This window comes from Micromonospora lacuserhaii (assembly GCF_036902735.1).
Lineage (GTDB): Bacteria > Actinomycetota > Actinomycetes > Mycobacteriales > Micromonosporaceae > Micromonospora.
The window spans coordinates 1-15,686 of record NZ_JBAKHO010000080.1; the positions used below are offsets into that span (position 1 = coordinate 1).

Here is a 15,686-nt window from a genome sequence, read left to right on the forward strand (position 1 = left end):
GTCGCGCCCGGCCCACCCGTCGCGCCGGGCCCACCCGTCGCGCCCGGCCCGCCGGGCAGCGGCGGCGGGCCGGGGCGGGCCGGCAGCCGTTCGTCGCCCCACGGCACCAGGTGCGTCTGGTCGGCCGGGGAACGGCCCCCGCCGAGCACGGCGGTGACCACCGCCTCCGGGCCGAGGATGCCCTGCACCCGGCTCAACGCCCGGTGCGCCCGCTCCCGCTCCTCCCCCGTCTCCCCCCACAGGCCGGGCTGGAGGCCCACGTGAGTGAGCACCCCGTCGGGGACCAGTCGCAGTCGGACGATCCCGGCGGTCGGCCGGGCCGGGCGGCCACCGGCCCGGCCGGCGCTGCCCGATAGCCACCCGTCGAGCTGCCAGCGGACTCGGTCGGCGATGGCCGCGGCGGTGAGCAGCCCGTCGTGCCGCCACACCCGGTGCAGCTCCTGGCCGTGCGCGGTGACCGCCTCGATGCCGAGCCGGGTGCAGGCCAACCCGTACGAGGCGAGCCGGTCGTGCAGCTGCTCGGCCAGCGCGCGGGCGGCGAAGGCCGCCGCGTCGACCCGGTCGAGCGGCTCGTCGTGGTCGGCGGTGACCGCCAGGTCGACCGGGGGCTGCCGGACGGCCAGCGGCCGGTGGTCCCGGCCGGCGGCGAGCCGGTGCGCGAGGGCACCGTCGAAGCCGAACCGGGCCAGCACGTCACCGGCGGGCAGCGTGGCGAAGTCGCCGAGGGTACGCACGCCCAGCCGGCGCAGCAGGTCGGTCAGGGCCGGCCGGCCGAGCGCCTCGACCGGCAGCCCGGCGAGGAACTCGGGTGTCCCGCCGGGCGGCACCACCCGCCCGTCGCGTGCGGCGAGCCCGGCGGCGAAGACCCCGTCGGCGATCCCCACCTGACTCTCCACCGCGCAGGCCTGGGCGACCTGCTCGACGATCCGCTCGGCGGCCGCCTCCTCCCCGCCGAGATAGCGGGCCGGGCCACGGGCGGCCAGCGCGCAGGCGCCGGGGCGGACCACCTCTACCCCGGCGGCGACCTCCTCGACGGCGGCGACCACCGGTTCGAAGGCGCGGGCGTCCCGGCCGGGGTCGTGGTCGACGACGGTCAGCTGGGGGCAGCGCCCCTGCGCCTCCCGCCGGCGCAGGCCCCGCCGCACCCCCTCGGCGCGGGCCTGCTCCGAGCAGGCCACCACCCGGTTGGCGTGCAGCACGGCCACCGGCCCGGTGGCCGGCACCCCGTCGACGATCTCGGCGGCGATCACCGGCCAGTCCGGACACCAGAGCAGCAGGGTGCGCACCGGCGCGCCGGTCATGCCGGCCCGACCACGGTGAGCGCGCCCCGACGGGCCTCGGGAACGGCTCGGGCCGTGGCGGTGACGGTGCGGGGGATGATCCGGGTGAGCCCGTCGCCGGGCAGCCAGACCTTGATCTCCTTGGGCCGGGCGGCCGCGCCACGCCCGCGCGCGGAGACGGTCACCTCGCGGCGGCGCAGCCGGCCACGGCCCTGGCCGAGCCCCTCCCAGACGCCCCGGACCACCTGGAGGGTGACGTCCGCGCCGTCCCAGCGGCCGTACGGGACGAGCACGCAGCCGCGCTGCCGGGCCCGGGCGGCCAACCGGTCGGCGACCGAGGCGGAGACGGCGTGCGGCACGGCGGTCACCACCACGTCGACCCCGTCGATCAGCGCGGCGACGACGGTGGGCCACTCCGGACCGGGATGGGGCACCAGGGCCAACCGGTCCAGCGCGATGCCGACCTCGGCGGCGGCGCCCGCGCCGAAGGTCGGCACCCCGACAACGGCGCACCACGAGCCGGCCCGGGACGCCTCGGCGAGCAGCGCCAGGACCAGGGAGGTGCCGCCGCTGCGCCGGGGCTGGCCGGCGGAGACCGCGATCGTGCTGCCCCGGCGCAGCCCACGGCTGGGCAGCAGGCCGGTCAACTCGGGTGTCACCGGGAGCACCCGGTGACCGCCCGCCGGGTCGGGCGCGCTCGCCGGGCGCACCAGACCGGCCAGTGCGGCGGAACCGACCACCATGCGGCCCGCCATGGGACCAACCCCCCGTCGTGTTGCTGCTGGATCAGGTGTCGCTGCTGGAACGGATGGAGGCCGGGCGGCGCCCGGCGAGGGACCCGGGCGGGGCCGGGTCAGGCGGCGAGGCCGTCGAGGGTGGGTTGGTGGGCCAGCCCGAGCGCGGTCTCCACCACCGCCACGAACTGTTCGGCGGCCCGGAGCAGGTCGTCGGCCTCCCGGGCGGTCACCACCCGAGGTATGCCCGCCTCGGCGGCGGCGCGCTTGCCGGCGCCGGCGGCGAAGTAGCGGGACCACTCGTCGAGCTCGGGGGCGACGGTGGAGAGCAGGACCCAGACGCTGGTGATCCGGTTGCGCCGGGCGGGGGCGGGGCGGGCCCGGGCGGCGAGCAGGGCCGCCGCCGCGCGCAGCGCCGCCAGGTGGGCGGCCGCGTAGCGCAGGCCGTCGGGGCGGGTCTGGGCGGCCTCGGCGAGCCCGTGCCGGGCCACCGCGAGGAGCTGGGCCGGGGTGCGGTGGGGCAGCACGTGCGCCGGCACCGTCGGTGCCTGGGCCGGGTTGCTCGGCATGACTGTCTCCTCCACGTAGCCGGGGCGGGCGCGACGCGCGACGGATCGGATCCGTCGGCGGGCGCTCGGAGCGGGTGGTGCGGAGGAAGACACACCGGTGTGGGGGCCGGCCGGGTGTGGATGCTTCCCCACACCACACCCGGCCGGCGAACCGGCGGGTTCGTCGTCCGCCGCCCGGGGGTCGTGGGCGGCGGGCGGCGATCCTGCCTTTGGTGGGACCGGGCTCGCGGCTGCCCGGGACCCGGGGCGGTCCCCGAAACCGCACCGCCCGGGAGCCGGCGCCGCGAAACACCTCTCCCGGGTGCGTTGGAACGGGCGTACGACTCAATCGAACACTCGTTCTAACTGCTCTGACAGTACACCCTGCCACCGACGAAAACGCAACGAGTGGCGTACGGGAAGGCGCGGCGATTCTCAGGCCGCGCACAGCAACGGCAAAGCCGGCCCAGAGGTCGTCCCCGCAGGGTGAACCCATGACAGACCGATCCGCAGAAACGACCGTCGGATGAGCGCGACCGTCCTGGACCGGCGCGCCACGCACCGACCGCTCCCCACCGCGCCCGGCTGGTGGGCCGACGTCGCGGGCAGCCTGGCGGTGCTCAGCCTGCTGGTCGTCACCGCGCTCTGGACCGCCGACCGCGGCGTACAGGAGCTGGTCTCCGGGCTCGCCACCGGCCTCACCTCCGCCGGCCGGCTCACCGGCCTGCTCAGCGCCGACCTGATGCTCATCCAGGTGGTGCTGATGGCCCGGGTGCCGCTGATCGAGCGGCGCTTCGGCCAGGACCGGATCGCCCGTTGGCACCGGCTCGCCGGCTTCACCTCGTTCCACCTGCTCCTGGCCCACGTGGTGCTGACCACCCTCGGGTACGCCGGCACCGCCCGGGAGAACGTGCTGACCGAGACCTGGCTGCTGGTCACCGGGTACCCCGGCATGCTGCTGGCCACCGCCGCGCTGGCGCTGCTGGCGCTGGTCGTGGTCACCTCGATCCGGGCGGCCCGCCGCAGGCTGCGCTACGAGTCCTGGCACCTGCTGCACCTCTACGCGTACCTGGGCATCGGGCTGGCGCTGCCGCACCAGCTCTGGACCGGCGCGGACTTCGTCGCCTCGGCCGCCGCCCGGGCCTACTGGTGGACGGCGTACCTGGTGGCGCTGGGCAGCGTGCTGGTCTTCCGGCTCGGCGTGCCGGCCTGGCGCACGCTGCGGCACCGGGTCGAGGTGTCCGCCGTGGTCCCGGAGGCACCCGGCATCACCTCGGTCTGGCTGCGCGGGCGCCGCCTGGACCGGCTGCCGGTCCGGGCCGGGCAGTTCTTCAGCTGGCGGTTCCTGGACGGCCCCGGCTGGTCCCGGGCGCACCCGTACTCGCTGTCGGCGCCCCCGTCCGGCGACCTGATGCGGATCACCGTGAAGGAGCTCGGCGACGACAGCGCCCGGGTGGCCAGCCTGCGCCCCGGCACCCGGGTGCTGCTGGAGGGGCCGTACGGGCGGATGACCGGGGAGCACTGGCGCGGTGGCGGGATCACCCTGCTGGCCTGCGGCGTCGGCATCACCCCGCTGCTGGCCCTGCTCTGGGAGCTGCCGTACGCCCCGGGCCGGGCGGTACTGCTCTACCGCGCGCGTACCCACGAGGAGCTGGCCTTCCGGGCGGAGCTGGACCGGCTCGCCGCGGAGCGCGGCGTGGTGGTCCACCACCTGGTGGGGCCGCGTGCGCGGCGACCGGCCTGGCTGCCGGCCTACGCCGACGGCCTCTCCGACGCGGAGGCGCTGCGCCGGCTCTCCCCCGACATCGCCACCCACGACGTCTACCTGTGCGGCCCGGACGGCTGGATCGACGCGGCGCGGGCCGCGACCCGGGCCGCCGGCGTGCCCGAGGCGCACACCCATCACGAACGCTTCGCCTGGTGACAGGCGCGAAGGGAGGATCCGTGCGACGGATCACCATCTGGCTGCTGTCCACCGTGGCCGCCCTGGTCCTGCTGTTCAGCTACAAGACCAGCACCATGGGCGTGGGCGGCGGGACCAGCGCCATCGCCGCCGGCGGTGACACCACGAGCGCCGGCTCGGCCGACGACGCCGGCTCCGCCGCCGGGGGCACGACCGAGGGCTCGTCCACCGGCTCCGGCACGTCGAGCGGAAGCGGAAGGTACGACGGATCGGTGGCGCAGACCCGGTGGGGGCCGGTGCAGGTCCGGATCACCACCTCGGGCGGGAAGATCACCGACGTCAGCGTGCTGCAGGTGCCGGACGGCAACCACCGCGACCAGGAGATCAACGACTACGCGGTGCCGATCCTGCGGCAGGAGGCCATGGCCGCGCAGAGCGCCGAGATCGACACCGTCTCCGGCGCCACCGTGACCAGCGACGGCTACCGCGAGTCGTTGCAGGCCGCCATCGACGCGGCGCACCTCAAGTGAACGGGGCGGGCACCATGAACCCGGCCCTGGAACAGGACCGGCGGGCCTGGGTGGTGCAGGTGATGGGGCTGCCGGTGAGCGTGCACCTGCGCGGGCCGGACGTGCACACCGACGCCGTCGCCGCCCGGGTGGAAGGGCTCTTCGCCGAGCTGCGCGCGGTCGACGCGACGTTCAGCACCTACCGGCCGGAGAGCGAGATCGGGCGGCTGGCCGGGCGGATGCCGGACCTCGCCACCGCCAGTGACCCGGTCCGTGAGGTGGTGCGGCTCTGCGAGACGGCCCGGACGCGTACCGGCGGCCGGTTCGACGCCCGTCGGCTGCCGCTGCCCTCCGGCGGCGCCGGCTTCGACCCGTCCGGGCTGGTCAAGGGCTGGGCCGTGCAGCGGGCCGCGCGCTGGCTGGCCGACCTGCCCGAGCACGACCTCTGCCTCAACGCCGGTGGGGACGTGCTGCTGCGTACCGGCCCGGGCCGGCCGGCGTGGCGGGTCGGCATCGAGGACCCGGACCGCCCCGGCCGACTGCTGGACGTGCTGGAGCAGCGGGACGGCGCGGTGGCCACCTCGGGGACCGCGCGGCGCGGGCCGCACATCCTCGACCCGCGCACCGGCCGGCCGGCGACCACGCTGCGGTCGGTGACCGTGGTCGGGCCGGAGCTGCTCTGGGCCGACGTGTACGCCACCGCCGCGGTGGCCGCCGGCCCGTGGGCGCTGGACTGGCTGGCCGGCCTGGACGGGTACCCGGCCCTGCTGGTGGACGCCGCCGGCCGGGTCCGGGCCACCCCGAACTGGCCCGGCACCCGACCGGCGGCTCAGACCCGCGCCGGATAGTCGGGCAGGTCGAGATCGGTGGCCAGGGAACCGGTGCCGCGCACCAGCATCGCCCGCACCGCCTGGGTGCGCAGCAGCCGGTTGCGCAGCCAGAGCCCCCCGGCGGTGGCCGGCGCCAGGAAGCGGCCGGGGTTGGCGCCCCGCTGCCAGCGGGCGGCGTAGCCGCGCAGCCGCCGCTCGTACGCGGCGAGGGCGACCCGGTGGTCGCCGGCCGCCGCGGCCAGCTCGCCGGCCAGCACGTACGCCCCGACGACGCCGGCCCCGACACCCATGCCGCCGAGGGTGACCCCCCAGGCCGCGTCGCCGAGCAGGACCACCCGACCGGTGTGCCAGCGGGGCACCCGGACCCGGCTGATCGAGTCGAAGTACAGCTCGGGGGCGTCCCGGAGGCCGGCCAGCAGCCGGGGCACGTGCCAGCCCAGGCCGGCGAAGGCCTCCGTGACCAGCCGCTTCTGCCGGTCGACGTCCCGCCAGTCGTGGTCGATTCGGTGCGAGGCGAAGACGACGAGCGCGCCGGCCCGGTCGGGGTCGCGCTGGTCGGCGGCGACGCCGGCCATCCGCCCGGGGACGGTGTACTGCCGGGAGACGGGGCCGGCGCCCAGGTCGTTCGGCAGGTCCCAGCCGGCCAGGTGGTAGCCGAGGTGGGTGACGTACGCCGACTCGGGCCCGAAGGCGAGGCGGCGGACGCCGGAGTGCAGCCCGTCGGCCCCGATCACCAGGTCGACGGTGCGCGACGGGGCGTGGGCGAGATCGACGCGCACCCCGTCGGGGGTGTCGGTCAGGGCGGTGACCACGTCGCCGAAGAGGTAGTCGGCCCGCTCGGCGCTCTGCGCGTACAGGATTCGGGACAGGTCGCTCCGGTGGACCTCCAACTCGCCGCCGGCGAACTCGGCGGGCAGCCGGAAGATCTCTCGGTCGTGGGCGTCCACGCAGCTGATCGCCCCGGCGTGGGTCTGCACGGCACGCAGCTCGTCGAGCACACCCGTGGCGGCCAGCACGCCGAGGTGGGTGGGGCCGCGGAAGTCGACCGCGAAGCCGCTGGTGCGCAGCGCGGGCGCCGCCTCGACCACGGTGACGTCGGCGCCGTAGCGGGTCAGCCAGCAGGCGGCCGCCGGGCCGGCGACCCCGGCGCCGGAGACCAGGACGCGCAGGCCGTGCAGCGGAAGGGCATGGGACATGGTTTCCCCCGTTGAAACTGTGTCCGTCGGATACAGAGTACTGTAGACACAGTTTTCGGCCACGACAAGACCGATCCGACGGGGAGGGCCATGGACCGGGCGGACGCCGGCGGCAGGGCCGACAAGCGCAAGCTCTACGAGCTGCTCTGGGAGACGCCGGGCACCCCCCGGCGCGGGCCCCGGCCGACCCTCACCCTGGCCGACATCGCCCGGGCCGGCGTCGCGATCGCCGACGCCGACGGGCTCGCCGCGGTCACCATGCAGCGGGTCGCCGAGTCGCTGGACGTGACCAAGATGGCGCTGTACCGGTACGTGCCCGGCAAGGCCGAACTGGTCGCCCTGATGATCGAGACGGCGATCGGCGAGCCGCCCGCGCCCCCGCCCGGAGCCGGCTGGCGCGAACAGCTCGACCACTGGGCCCGACAGATCTACGACCGGTTCCGCCGGCACCCGTGGTCCATCCCGGCGACCGTCGGCCCCCGACTGCCGGGCCCGAACGAGATGGGCTGGCTGGAACGGGCCACCGCCGCCCTCACCGGCACCGGGCTGCGCGGCGCCGAACTGCTCGACGTCGCGGTGCTCCTGCTCGGGCACGCCCGCGGCCTGGCCCAGCAGGACGCCGCCACCCCCGCCGACGCGCCGGGACAGCACCGGGAGGCGGCATTCACCGTGCTGCTGCGGGGACGCGAGGAGCACTTCCCGGCGGTCACGGCGGCGGTCCGGTCGGCGGCCGCCCACAACGCCCCCGACCAGGCCTTCGACTTCGGGCTGGCCCGCATCCTCGACGGCATCGCCCTGCTCGTGGAGCGCCGGAAACGGTCCTGACCTCCGCTGCCGGGTCGAGGTCGCGCGGCCGGCACGGCCCGTGGTCCGCCGCGCCCCCGGCTGGCCGGCGGGACCGCGGCGCGACTCGGCGCGACTCGGTCGACGGCGCGGCGCGACTCGGTCGACGGCGCGGCGGACACGGCGTGGCCGGGTGCGACCGGCCCGGCCGCACCGGGGACAATGGGCGGATGCAGCCACACCCGAACGTGCAGGCGGTGCAGGACGCGCTCGACGCGGCGGACGCCCGGGACGGCTCCGGCGGCCCGAGCCGGGTCCGCCTGCTGCCGGAGGCGGTGCACACCGCCGCCGCAGCCGCCGCGGCGCTCGGCGTCGAGGTCGGGGCGATCGCCAACTCGCTGGTCTTCGAGGCCGACGGCGCACCGCTGCTGGTGCTGACCTCCGGCGCGCACCGGGTGGACACCGCCGAACTGGCCGCCCGCCTCGGGGTCACCCGACTGCGCCGGGCCACCCCCGAGTTCGTCCGGGAACACACCGGCCAGGTGATCGGCGGGGTCGCCCCGCTGGGCCACCCGCGCCCGCTGCGCACCCTGGTCGACACCACCCTGCAGGGGTACGCCGAGATCTGGGCGGCCGGCGGGGTGCCGCAGGCGGTCTTCCCCAGCACGTACGCGGACCTGCTCCGGATCACCGCCGGCACCCCGGCCGAGGTGGCGTGAGCGAGCGAGACGCGGCCGGCGACACCGTCCCCGAGCTGGTCACCCTGCACGTGTGGCGGGTCTCCCGGGCCGCGCTGCCCCGGGCGCTGACCCGGATGGCCCTCGACCCGCGCCGGCTGCGCGCCACCCCCGGCGTACGGTTCGGCAAGCTGCTCGGCACCGGGACCGGCACCGGTTTCGGGCCCGGCGACGCCGACCTGACCCGGTGGGCGGCGCTGACCGTCTGGGACTCCCCCGCCGCGGCCGACGGCTTCGACGCCTCCCCGGTCGGCCGGGCCTGGGCCCGGATCGCCCGGTCCGGGGTCCGGGTCGACCTGCGCCCGGTCAGCAGTCGGGGCGAGTGGTCGGGGCGACGCCCCTTCGGCGAACCGCCCGGCGGCCGGGTCGCCGGGCCGGTGCTGGCGCTGACCCGGGCCCGGCTGCGCCCCCGCCGGGCGGCCACCTTCTGGAAGGCGATCCCGCCGGTCGCCGCCGCGCTGCACACCGCCCCCGGGCTGCTCGCCCGGTTCGGCGTCGGCGAGGCGCCGCTGGGCTGGCAGGGCACGGTCAGCGTGTGGCGGGATCCCGCGGACCTGGTGGCGTTCGCGTACCGTCACCCGGAGCACCGCGCCGCGATCACGCGCACCCCCACCGAGGGGTGGTACGCGGAGGAACTCTTCGCGCGGTTCGAGGTGCGCGGCGTGGTCGGCGACCGGACGGTGCTCGGGTGGGTCGCCGACGGCGATCCGGCAACGGTGAAGGGTCCACGTGAGCGCGAGGAGTGAGCCGGTGTTGCGAGCCCCGCAGTCGCGAACAAGAAGAGGCTCAGCATGAGGTTGGTGCGCTGGACGCCGGACGATCTCGTCCGGCGGCTGGACGACGTGGTCGCCGTCTACGGGCAGGCGATGGGCTACCGCACCGACCTGCTGCTGGCCCGGCGCGGCTACATCGCCACCCACGTGCGCCGGCCCGGCTTCCGCGCGGTCGCCAGCCTCACCACCGAGGGTCACCTCGCCGGCTTCGGGTACGGCTACCTGGGCGCCGCCGGGCAGTGGTGGCACGACCAGGTGTACCGGGCGCTCGACCCCGACGCCCGGCAGCGCTGGCTGGCCGACTGCTTCGAGGTGGTCGAACTGCACGTCCGACCGGCCGCGCAGGGACACGGCCTGGGCACCCGCCAACTGCACGCCCTGCTCAGCCTCGCCGAGGGCACGACCACCCTGCTCTCCACCCCCGAGGCCGACGAGCGGACCTCCCGGGCCTGGCGGCTGTACCGCCGGTTCGGCTTCGTCGACGTGCTGCGCCACTTCCACTTCCCCGGCGACGAACGCCCGTTCGGCGTGCTCGGCCGGGACCTGCCGCTGGCCGCCCCCGACCCCGCCGCACCGGGCGCGGCCAAGTCGTGAGCCGGCAGCGCGTCGTCCCCTGGGCGCTGCTGGCCGTCCTCGTCCTCGCCCAGATCTGCTACCCGCTCACCACCGGCGGGACCCGAGCCCGGCTGACCGTCGCCACGGTCGTGCTGGGCTACCTGCTCGCGGTGAGCCACGCCCTGCTCAGCCGGGGCCCGCGTGCGGCGGCGGCGCTGGTCGCGGTCGCCACCGGCGGCGGCTTCGCCATCGAGGCGCTCGGGGTGGCCACCGGCTTCCCCTTCGGCAGCTACGACTACTCCGGCGAGCTGGGCCCGAAGCTGGCCGGGGTACCGCTGATCATCCCACTGGCGTGGACCTGGATGGCCTGGCCCGCCTGGCTCACCGCGGTCCGGCTCACCTCGTCCGCGCTCGGCCGGATCGCGCTGGCCGCCGTCGGGCTGGCCGCCTGGGACCTCTTCCTCGACCCGCAGATGGTGGCCGAGGGGTACTGGATCTGGCGGGACGCCACCCCGGCGCTGCCCGGGCTGCCCGGCGTCCCGGTCAGCAACTACCTGGGCTGGCTGCTCTTCGCGGTGCTGCTGATGGGCGCGCTGCGCCCTCTCGCCGGGCCGACCGCGGGGCACACCGACGGGCGGGACGCGCCGATGTTCGCGCTCTACCTGTGGACGTACTTCTCCAGCGTGCTGGCGCACGCGGTCTTCCTCGACCTGCCCGCGTCGGCAGCCTGGGGCGCGGTCGGCATGGCGGTCGCCGCGGTGCCGCTGACGGTGGCGCTGCTGCGCGCCCGCCGGGACGACGTCGACCGGGCGCAGCCGCGCCGGCTCCGCCGCAGCGGCGTCGACGCCACCGCATGACCGCCGTCCTCGTCCTGGTCGCCGCGGTCGCCGCGCTGACCGCGCACACCTGGCTCAACGCCGGCCGCTGGCTGCGCCGCCCGACCGGCGGCCCGGCCGAGGCCGGCGCGGCGGTCGCGGTGCTGCTGCCGCTGCGCGACGAGGCCGACCGGGTGACCCCCTGCCTGCGGTCGCTGCTCGCCCAGCGGGGCGTGCCATGGCTGCGGATCGTGGTGCTCGACGACGGCTCCACCGACGGCACCGCCGACGTGGTCCGCGCGGTGGTCGGCGACGACCCCCGGGTCACCCTGCTCACCGGGGCCGCCCCGCCGCCCGGCTGGCTGGGCAAGCCGCACGCCTGCCACCAGCTCGCCGTCCGCGCCGATCCGGCCGCCACCGTCCTCGCCTTCGTCGACGCCGACGTGGTGCTCACCCCGTACGCCGTCGCGGCGGCGGTGGCCGAACTGCGCGCGGCCGGGGCGACGCTGCTGTCGCCGTACCCCCGGATCCTGGTGCGGACGGTGGGTGACCGGCTGGTCCAGCCGCTGCTCCAGTGGCTGTGGCTGACCTTCCTGCCGCTGCGCGCGATGGAGCGCTCGGCGCGGCCGTCGCTGGCCGCGGCCGGCGGACAGTTCCTGGTGGTGGACCGGGCCGGGTACGACCGGGCCGGCGGGCACGCCGCGGTGGCGGACAAGGTGCTGGAGGACATCGAGCTGGCCCGGGCGATCAAGCGGTCCGGCGGCCGGATCGCCCTGGCCGACGGCTCCCGGCTGGCCGCCTGCCGGATGTACGAGAACTGGCCGCAACTGCGCGACGGCTACACCAAGTCGCTCTGGGCCTCATTCGGCCACCCGAGCGCCGCCGCGACCGTGGTCACCCTGCTGCTCCTGCTCTACACCGCGCCCCCGCTGGTCGCCGTCGGGGCGCTGGCCGCCGGCGCGCCGGTGGTGGCCGGGCTCGCCCTGGCCGCCTACGCCGCAGGGGTCGCCGGGCGGATGCTCAGCGCCCGGGCCACCGGCGGCCGGGCCTGGCCCGACGCGCTGGTACACCCCGTGTCGGTCGTGGTCCTCGGTTGGCTGACCCTGCGGTCGTACCATCTGCGAAAGCGGCACCGTCTGTCCTGGCGTGGCCGCCCGGTCAGCTAGGAGGAGCGCGGCATGGCGCGCATCGTGGTCATCGGCGCCGGCGTGGGCGGGCTGGCCACCGCCGCCCGGCTGGCCGTCACCGGACATCAGGTCACCGTCTTCGAGCGGGCCGACGCCGTGGGCGGCAAGCTCGGCCGGTACACCCACGACACCCCGGACGGGACGTTCCACTTCGACACCGGGCCGAGCCTGCTCACCCTGCCCGAGGTCTTCCACGACCTGTTCGAGTCGACCGGGGCCAAACTCGACGAGTACCTCGACCTGCTCCCGCTCGACCCGATCGTGCGGCACGTCTTCGCCGACGGCGGGCCGACCCTGGACTCCTGCGCCGACCACGACGAGTTCACCGCCCGGATCGGCGCCGCCCTCGGCGACCGGTCCGCCGCCGACTGGCAGCGGCTGTGGCGCCGGGCCGCCCGGGTCTGGACGGCCTCGCACCGTGACATCCTGCGCCGCGCCGTCGACTCCCCCCGCGACCTGGCCGCGCTGGCCTGGCGGCTGGGCGACCTGGCCGCCATCGGCCCCGGCCGGACCCTGCGCGGGCTGGGCCGCAGCCACCTGTCCGACCCGCGGCTGCGGATGCTGCTCGACCGGTACGCCACCTACACCGGCGCCGACCCGCGCCGGGCCCCGGCCGCGCTGGTCGCCGTCCCCTACGCGGAGCTGGCCTTCGGCGGCTGGTACCTGCGCGGCGGGCTGGGCACGCTGGCCGACGCGCTGCTCTCCCGCTGCCTCGACCTGGGCGTGGAGCTGCGCACCGGGGAGACGGTCACCCGGATCGACGCCGCCGGCGGCCGGGTGCACGGGGTACGCCTCGCCGGCGTCGCCGCGCCCGTCCCGGCCGACGTGGTGGTGGCCAACGTCGACGCGCTCACCGTCTACCGCGACCTGCTGCCCAGCCCCCGCCGGCTGGCCGGGCTGGCCGACCGCAGCCTGGCCGGCTTCGTGCTGCTGCTCGGGGTACGCGGCGACACCGGGCTGGCCCACCACAACGTCTTCTTCCCCCGCGACTACGACGCCGAGTTCGACGCGGTCTTCGGTGACCCGGGGCGCGGCGTGCGGGCCCGGCCGGCCGCCGACCCGACGGTCTTCGTCACCGTCGCCGACGACCCGATGGTCCGGCCGGACGGGCACGAGGCGTGGTTCGTGCTGGTCAACGCCGCCCGCCACGGCACCGCGGCCGGCGCGGTGGACTGGCGCCGGCCGGGGCTGGCCGACGCGTACACCGACCGGATCCTCGACGTGCTCGCCGAGCGCGGGATGGACGTCCGGGACCGGCTGGCCTTCCGGGAGGTGCGCACCCCCGCCGACCTGGCCGCCACGACCGGCGCCCCGGGCGGGACGATCTACGGCACCGCGGGTGGCCTGCTCCGCCCGGCCAACCGGGGCCCGGCGCACGGGCTGTGGCTGGTCGGCGGCTCCAGCCACCCCGGCGGCGGCCTGCCGATGGTCACCATGTCCGCGCAGATCGTCGCCGACGAGATCGGCCCCGCCTGGTAGCGGCTGACCGGCCGGCGGCGGTGGCGGTGGCCCGTGGCGGTGGTCCGGCCGGCGCCGTACAGCCCGGTTGGTCAGCCGGCGCCGAGCAGGGCGCGGCGCACGGTCGACAGCAACTGCCCGAGGCCGAAGCCGGCCAGCAGCACCCAGACGGCGGTGGCCATGGTGATGGTGCCGGCGGCCAGGTCCGGGTCGATCAGGCCGGTGAGCCCGGCCAGCAGCAGCCCCACCAGAGCCACGCAGACCCGGGTGGGTCGCTCCCCGACGGTGACCGCCCCGATCTCCCGCATCCCGGCCGCCACCGCGCGTGCCCGGACGTACTCGTGCAGCCAGGAGAGCGCGCCCCCGGCGACCACCAGCGCCCCCGGCGCGCCGACCAGCCAGAAGGCGACCAGCCAGGCGATCTCACCGAGCCGGTCGGCGAGCGAGTCGTAGACGTAGCCGAGCCGGGTGGTCCGGTTGGTGACCACCGCCACCGCGCCGTCCACGCTGTCGGCCACCGCGGCGAGCAGCACGAAGAGCGCCCCGACGATCGGCCCGGTCACCGAGCGGGTGACGAACAGCGGTACGCAGAAGCAGAGCAGCACCCCGGCGGCGGTGACCGCGGTCGGGCTGACCCGGAGCCGGCCGAGGACGTACCCCACGTGGTAGGCGAAGCGCAACCAGGCGCGTACCACCGGCGCGGCGGCCCGCGGGTCGAAGCCGCCGTGCAGCCGCGCCCACGCGGTCGCGTAGTCGTCCCACTTCAGCTGTGTGCCCACCATCGATCAACCGTCGCGGCGTGGTTCAGGTGTCGGGACGTTCACACGCGTGCGTCGGCCCGCAGGTTGCGCCAGACCTCGCGGGTCGCGGTGGACCGGTTGAGGGTGATGAAGTGGATCCCCGGCACCCCCTCGTCCAGCAGCGTCGCGCACATCTCGCTGGCCTGCTCGATGCCGAGCCGGCGGACCGCCTCCGGATCGTCGGCGACCCGCGCGAAGCGCTCGGCCAGCGCCGGCGGGAACGGCGCGCCGGAGAGCTGCACGGACCGCTCGATGGTGCCGATCTGGGTGACCGGCATGACGCCGGCCAGGATCGGGGTGTCACAGCCGGCCGCCACCACCCGGTCGCGCAACCGCAGGTATTCCTCGGCGTCGAAGAACATCTGGGTGATCGCGAACTCGGCGCCGGCCCGGCACTTGCGGACGAAGTGGGCGGTGTCGCTCTCGATGTCCGGTGAGCGGGGGTGCTTGTAGGGGAAGGCGGCCACCCCGACGCTGAAGTCACCGGCATCCCGGACCAGGCGGACCAGGTCCTCGGCGTAGCCGACGCCCTCCGGGTGCCGGATCCACTCGCCGCCCGGGTCGCCCGGCGGGTCGCCCCGGACCGCCAGCACGTTGCGCACCCCGACGCCGGCCAGCCGGCCGATCACGTTGCGCAGCTCGGCGACGGAGTGGTTGACCGCGGTCAGGTGCGCCATCGGCAGCAGGGTCGTCTCGGTGGCGATCCGCTCGGTCACCGCGACGGTGGTGTCCCGGGTCGAGCCGCCGGCGCCGTAGGTGATCGAGACGAACGAGGGCTGGAGCGGCTCCAGCTCCCGGATCGCCTGCCAGAGCAGCCGCTCGCCCTCGCGGGTCTTGGGCGGGAAGAACTCGAACGAGAAGGTCGGCTGGCGGTCACGGATGAGCTCCCCGATCGCCGGCTGCGGATTGGGGAGGACCGAGGGAAGACCGAGCGCCACGCCACGACTCTAGCGGGCGCCGCCCGACGCACCACCGACTTCCCATCCGGCGATCGAGGGTCGTCACCGGGGCGGCGGGGGTGACGCACCTCGAGTCCGCCGTGTCGTCGTACCCCCGGGGTAGGAATGTCGCAGCGCGGGTGGCGCCGGCCGGGCCGGCGCCCGGGGGCACGCGCGGGGGTCAGCACGCACCGCGGCGCGTCGTCCCGTCCCGTCCTGGCGGGCGGCCGGCGGCGCCGCGCCGACGCCCGACCGGAGGACCCATGACCCCGCCCGACCCCCGCCTGCTCGGGCCGCTGATCGCCCAGCTGCGGCTGGCCCGTGGCTGGAGCCAGCAGCGGCTCGCCGCCGAGCTCTGCGCCGCCGCCGGCGTGCCGACCCTGACCAGGCACGAGGTCTCCCGCTGGGAGCGCCAGGCGCGGCTGCCGGGCGACCGTTGGCTGCATCGGCTCGCCCTGGTCCTCGACGCGCCGGCCGGGCTGCTGACCGACGCCGCGGCGCGCAGCCGCCGGCACGACGTGCCGGGGCCGGCCGGGTCCCGGTCCCGGTCGGCCCTGCTGGCGCTGGCACAACGCTGGTCGGCGGACCCGTCGGCCCCGCTGGTCGTCGCGCCCCCGGCGGGGGGCCGGGCCGGGCCGGC

17 protein-coding genes are annotated in these 15,686 nt (G+C 76.7%); 11 read left to right on the forward strand and 6 right to left on the reverse strand.

What is annotated here, in order from left to right:
* The 3 genes from V6U81_RS27530 to V6U81_RS27540 form a co-directional block, all read right to left on the reverse strand.
* Positions 1-1,301, reverse strand: a 1,301-nt coding sequence (locus tag V6U81_RS27530) for a DNA polymerase Y family protein (RefSeq protein ID WP_334493759.1), incomplete at its 3' end; no start/stop codon positions are given.
* The gene (locus V6U81_RS27535) at positions 1,298-2,035 is read right to left on the reverse strand and encodes a VOC family protein (protein WP_334493761.1); all 738 of its coding nucleotides are present in this window, start codon (positions 2,033-2,035) and stop codon (positions 1,298-1,300) included. The genes V6U81_RS27535 and V6U81_RS27530, both read right to left, overlap by 4 nt.
* 98 nt (positions 2,036-2,133) lie before the next feature.
* Positions 2,134-2,583, reverse strand: coding sequence for an SAV_6107 family HEPN domain-containing protein (locus V6U81_RS27540; protein WP_334493763.1), 450 nt, complete (start codon positions 2,581-2,583; stop codon positions 2,134-2,136).
* A gap of 505 nt (positions 2,584-3,088) precedes the next feature.
* Here V6U81_RS27540 and V6U81_RS27545 point away from each other — a divergent pair.
* From V6U81_RS27545 to V6U81_RS27555, 3 genes are read left to right on the forward strand one after another with little or no spacing between them, the layout of a single operon-like run.
* Positions 3,089-4,486: a ferredoxin reductase family protein gene (locus tag V6U81_RS27545; protein WP_334493765.1), complete on the forward strand. Its 1,398-nt coding sequence runs from the start codon at positions 3,089-3,091 to the stop codon at positions 4,484-4,486.
* 20 nt (positions 4,487-4,506) lie between these two features.
* Positions 4,507-4,995 carry an FMN-binding protein gene (locus V6U81_RS27550; RefSeq protein WP_334493767.1) on the forward strand — a complete coding sequence of 163 codons (489 nt, stop codon included), beginning with the start codon at positions 4,507-4,509 and terminating at the stop codon, positions 4,993-4,995.
* Between the two features lie 14 nt (positions 4,996-5,009).
* The gene (locus tag V6U81_RS27555; protein ID WP_334493770.1) at positions 5,010-5,822 is read left to right on the forward strand and encodes an FAD:protein FMN transferase; all 813 of its coding nucleotides are present in this window, start codon (positions 5,010-5,012) and stop codon (positions 5,820-5,822) included.
* Here the strand turns inward: V6U81_RS27555 and V6U81_RS27560 are convergent.
* Positions 5,804-7,000, reverse strand: coding sequence for an FAD-dependent monooxygenase (locus V6U81_RS27560; RefSeq protein ID WP_334493772.1), 1,197 nt, complete (start codon positions 6,998-7,000; stop codon positions 5,804-5,806). The two genes, V6U81_RS27555 and V6U81_RS27560, sit on opposite strands and share 19 nt — an antisense overlap.
* Positions 7,001-7,090: 90 nt before the next feature.
* Here V6U81_RS27560 and V6U81_RS27565 point away from each other — a divergent pair, with 90 nt between their 5' ends.
* The 7 genes from V6U81_RS27565 to V6U81_RS27595 all read left to right on the forward strand — a co-directional run bounded on the left by V6U81_RS27565 (position 7,091) and on the right by V6U81_RS27595 (position 13,329).
* Positions 7,091-7,825, forward strand: a complete 735-nt coding sequence (locus tag V6U81_RS27565) for a TetR/AcrR family transcriptional regulator (protein WP_334493774.1) — start codon at positions 7,091-7,093, stop codon at positions 7,823-7,825.
* Positions 7,826-8,013: 188 nt separating this feature from the next.
* Positions 8,014-8,502 (forward strand): YbaK/EbsC family protein, encoded by a 489-nt coding sequence (locus tag V6U81_RS27570; protein ID WP_334493776.1) that lies wholly within the window; start codon positions 8,014-8,016, stop codon positions 8,500-8,502.
* Entirely contained in the window at positions 8,499-9,266 is a 768-nt protein-coding gene (locus V6U81_RS27575) for a monooxygenase (RefSeq protein ID WP_334493779.1), read from the forward strand. The genes V6U81_RS27570 and V6U81_RS27575 overlap by 4 nt, the downstream gene beginning before the upstream one ends.
* A gap of 45 nt (positions 9,267-9,311) precedes the next feature.
* On the forward strand, positions 9,312-9,887 hold the full coding sequence (locus tag V6U81_RS27580; RefSeq protein WP_334493781.1) for a GNAT family N-acetyltransferase: 576 nt from the start codon (positions 9,312-9,314) through the stop codon (positions 9,885-9,887).
* Complete coding sequence (locus V6U81_RS27585) at positions 9,884-10,705, forward strand: carotenoid biosynthesis protein (RefSeq protein WP_334493783.1); 822 nt, start codon at positions 9,884-9,886, stop codon at positions 10,703-10,705. The genes V6U81_RS27580 and V6U81_RS27585 overlap by 4 nt, the downstream gene beginning before the upstream one ends.
* Positions 10,702-11,829 (forward strand): glycosyltransferase family 2 protein, encoded by a 1,128-nt coding sequence (locus tag V6U81_RS27590; protein ID WP_334493785.1) that lies wholly within the window; start codon positions 10,702-10,704, stop codon positions 11,827-11,829. Before V6U81_RS27585 ends, V6U81_RS27590 begins: the two co-directional genes overlap by 4 nt.
* 12 nt (positions 11,830-11,841) lie before the next feature.
* Positions 11,842-13,329, forward strand: a complete 1,488-nt coding sequence (locus V6U81_RS27595) for a phytoene desaturase family protein (protein WP_334493787.1) — start codon at positions 11,842-11,844, stop codon at positions 13,327-13,329.
* 71 nt (positions 13,330-13,400) lie between these two features.
* On the opposite strand, the gene V6U81_RS27600 is transcribed toward V6U81_RS27595, so the two are convergent.
* Both V6U81_RS27600 and metF read right to left on the reverse strand, forming a co-directional pair.
* Positions 13,401-14,090, reverse strand: coding sequence for a CDP-alcohol phosphatidyltransferase family protein (locus tag V6U81_RS27600; protein WP_334493789.1), 690 nt, complete (start codon positions 14,088-14,090; stop codon positions 13,401-13,403).
* 38 nt (positions 14,091-14,128) lie between these two features.
* On the reverse strand, positions 14,129-15,046 hold the full coding sequence (metF, locus tag V6U81_RS27605; RefSeq protein WP_334493791.1) for a methylenetetrahydrofolate reductase [NAD(P)H]: 918 nt from the start codon (positions 15,044-15,046) through the stop codon (positions 14,129-14,131).
* Positions 15,047-15,309: 263 nt separating this feature from the next.
* Here metF and V6U81_RS27610 point away from each other — a divergent pair.
* Positions 15,310-15,686, forward strand: a 377-nt coding sequence (locus V6U81_RS27610) for a helix-turn-helix domain-containing protein (protein ID WP_334493793.1), incomplete at its 3' end; no start/stop codon positions are given.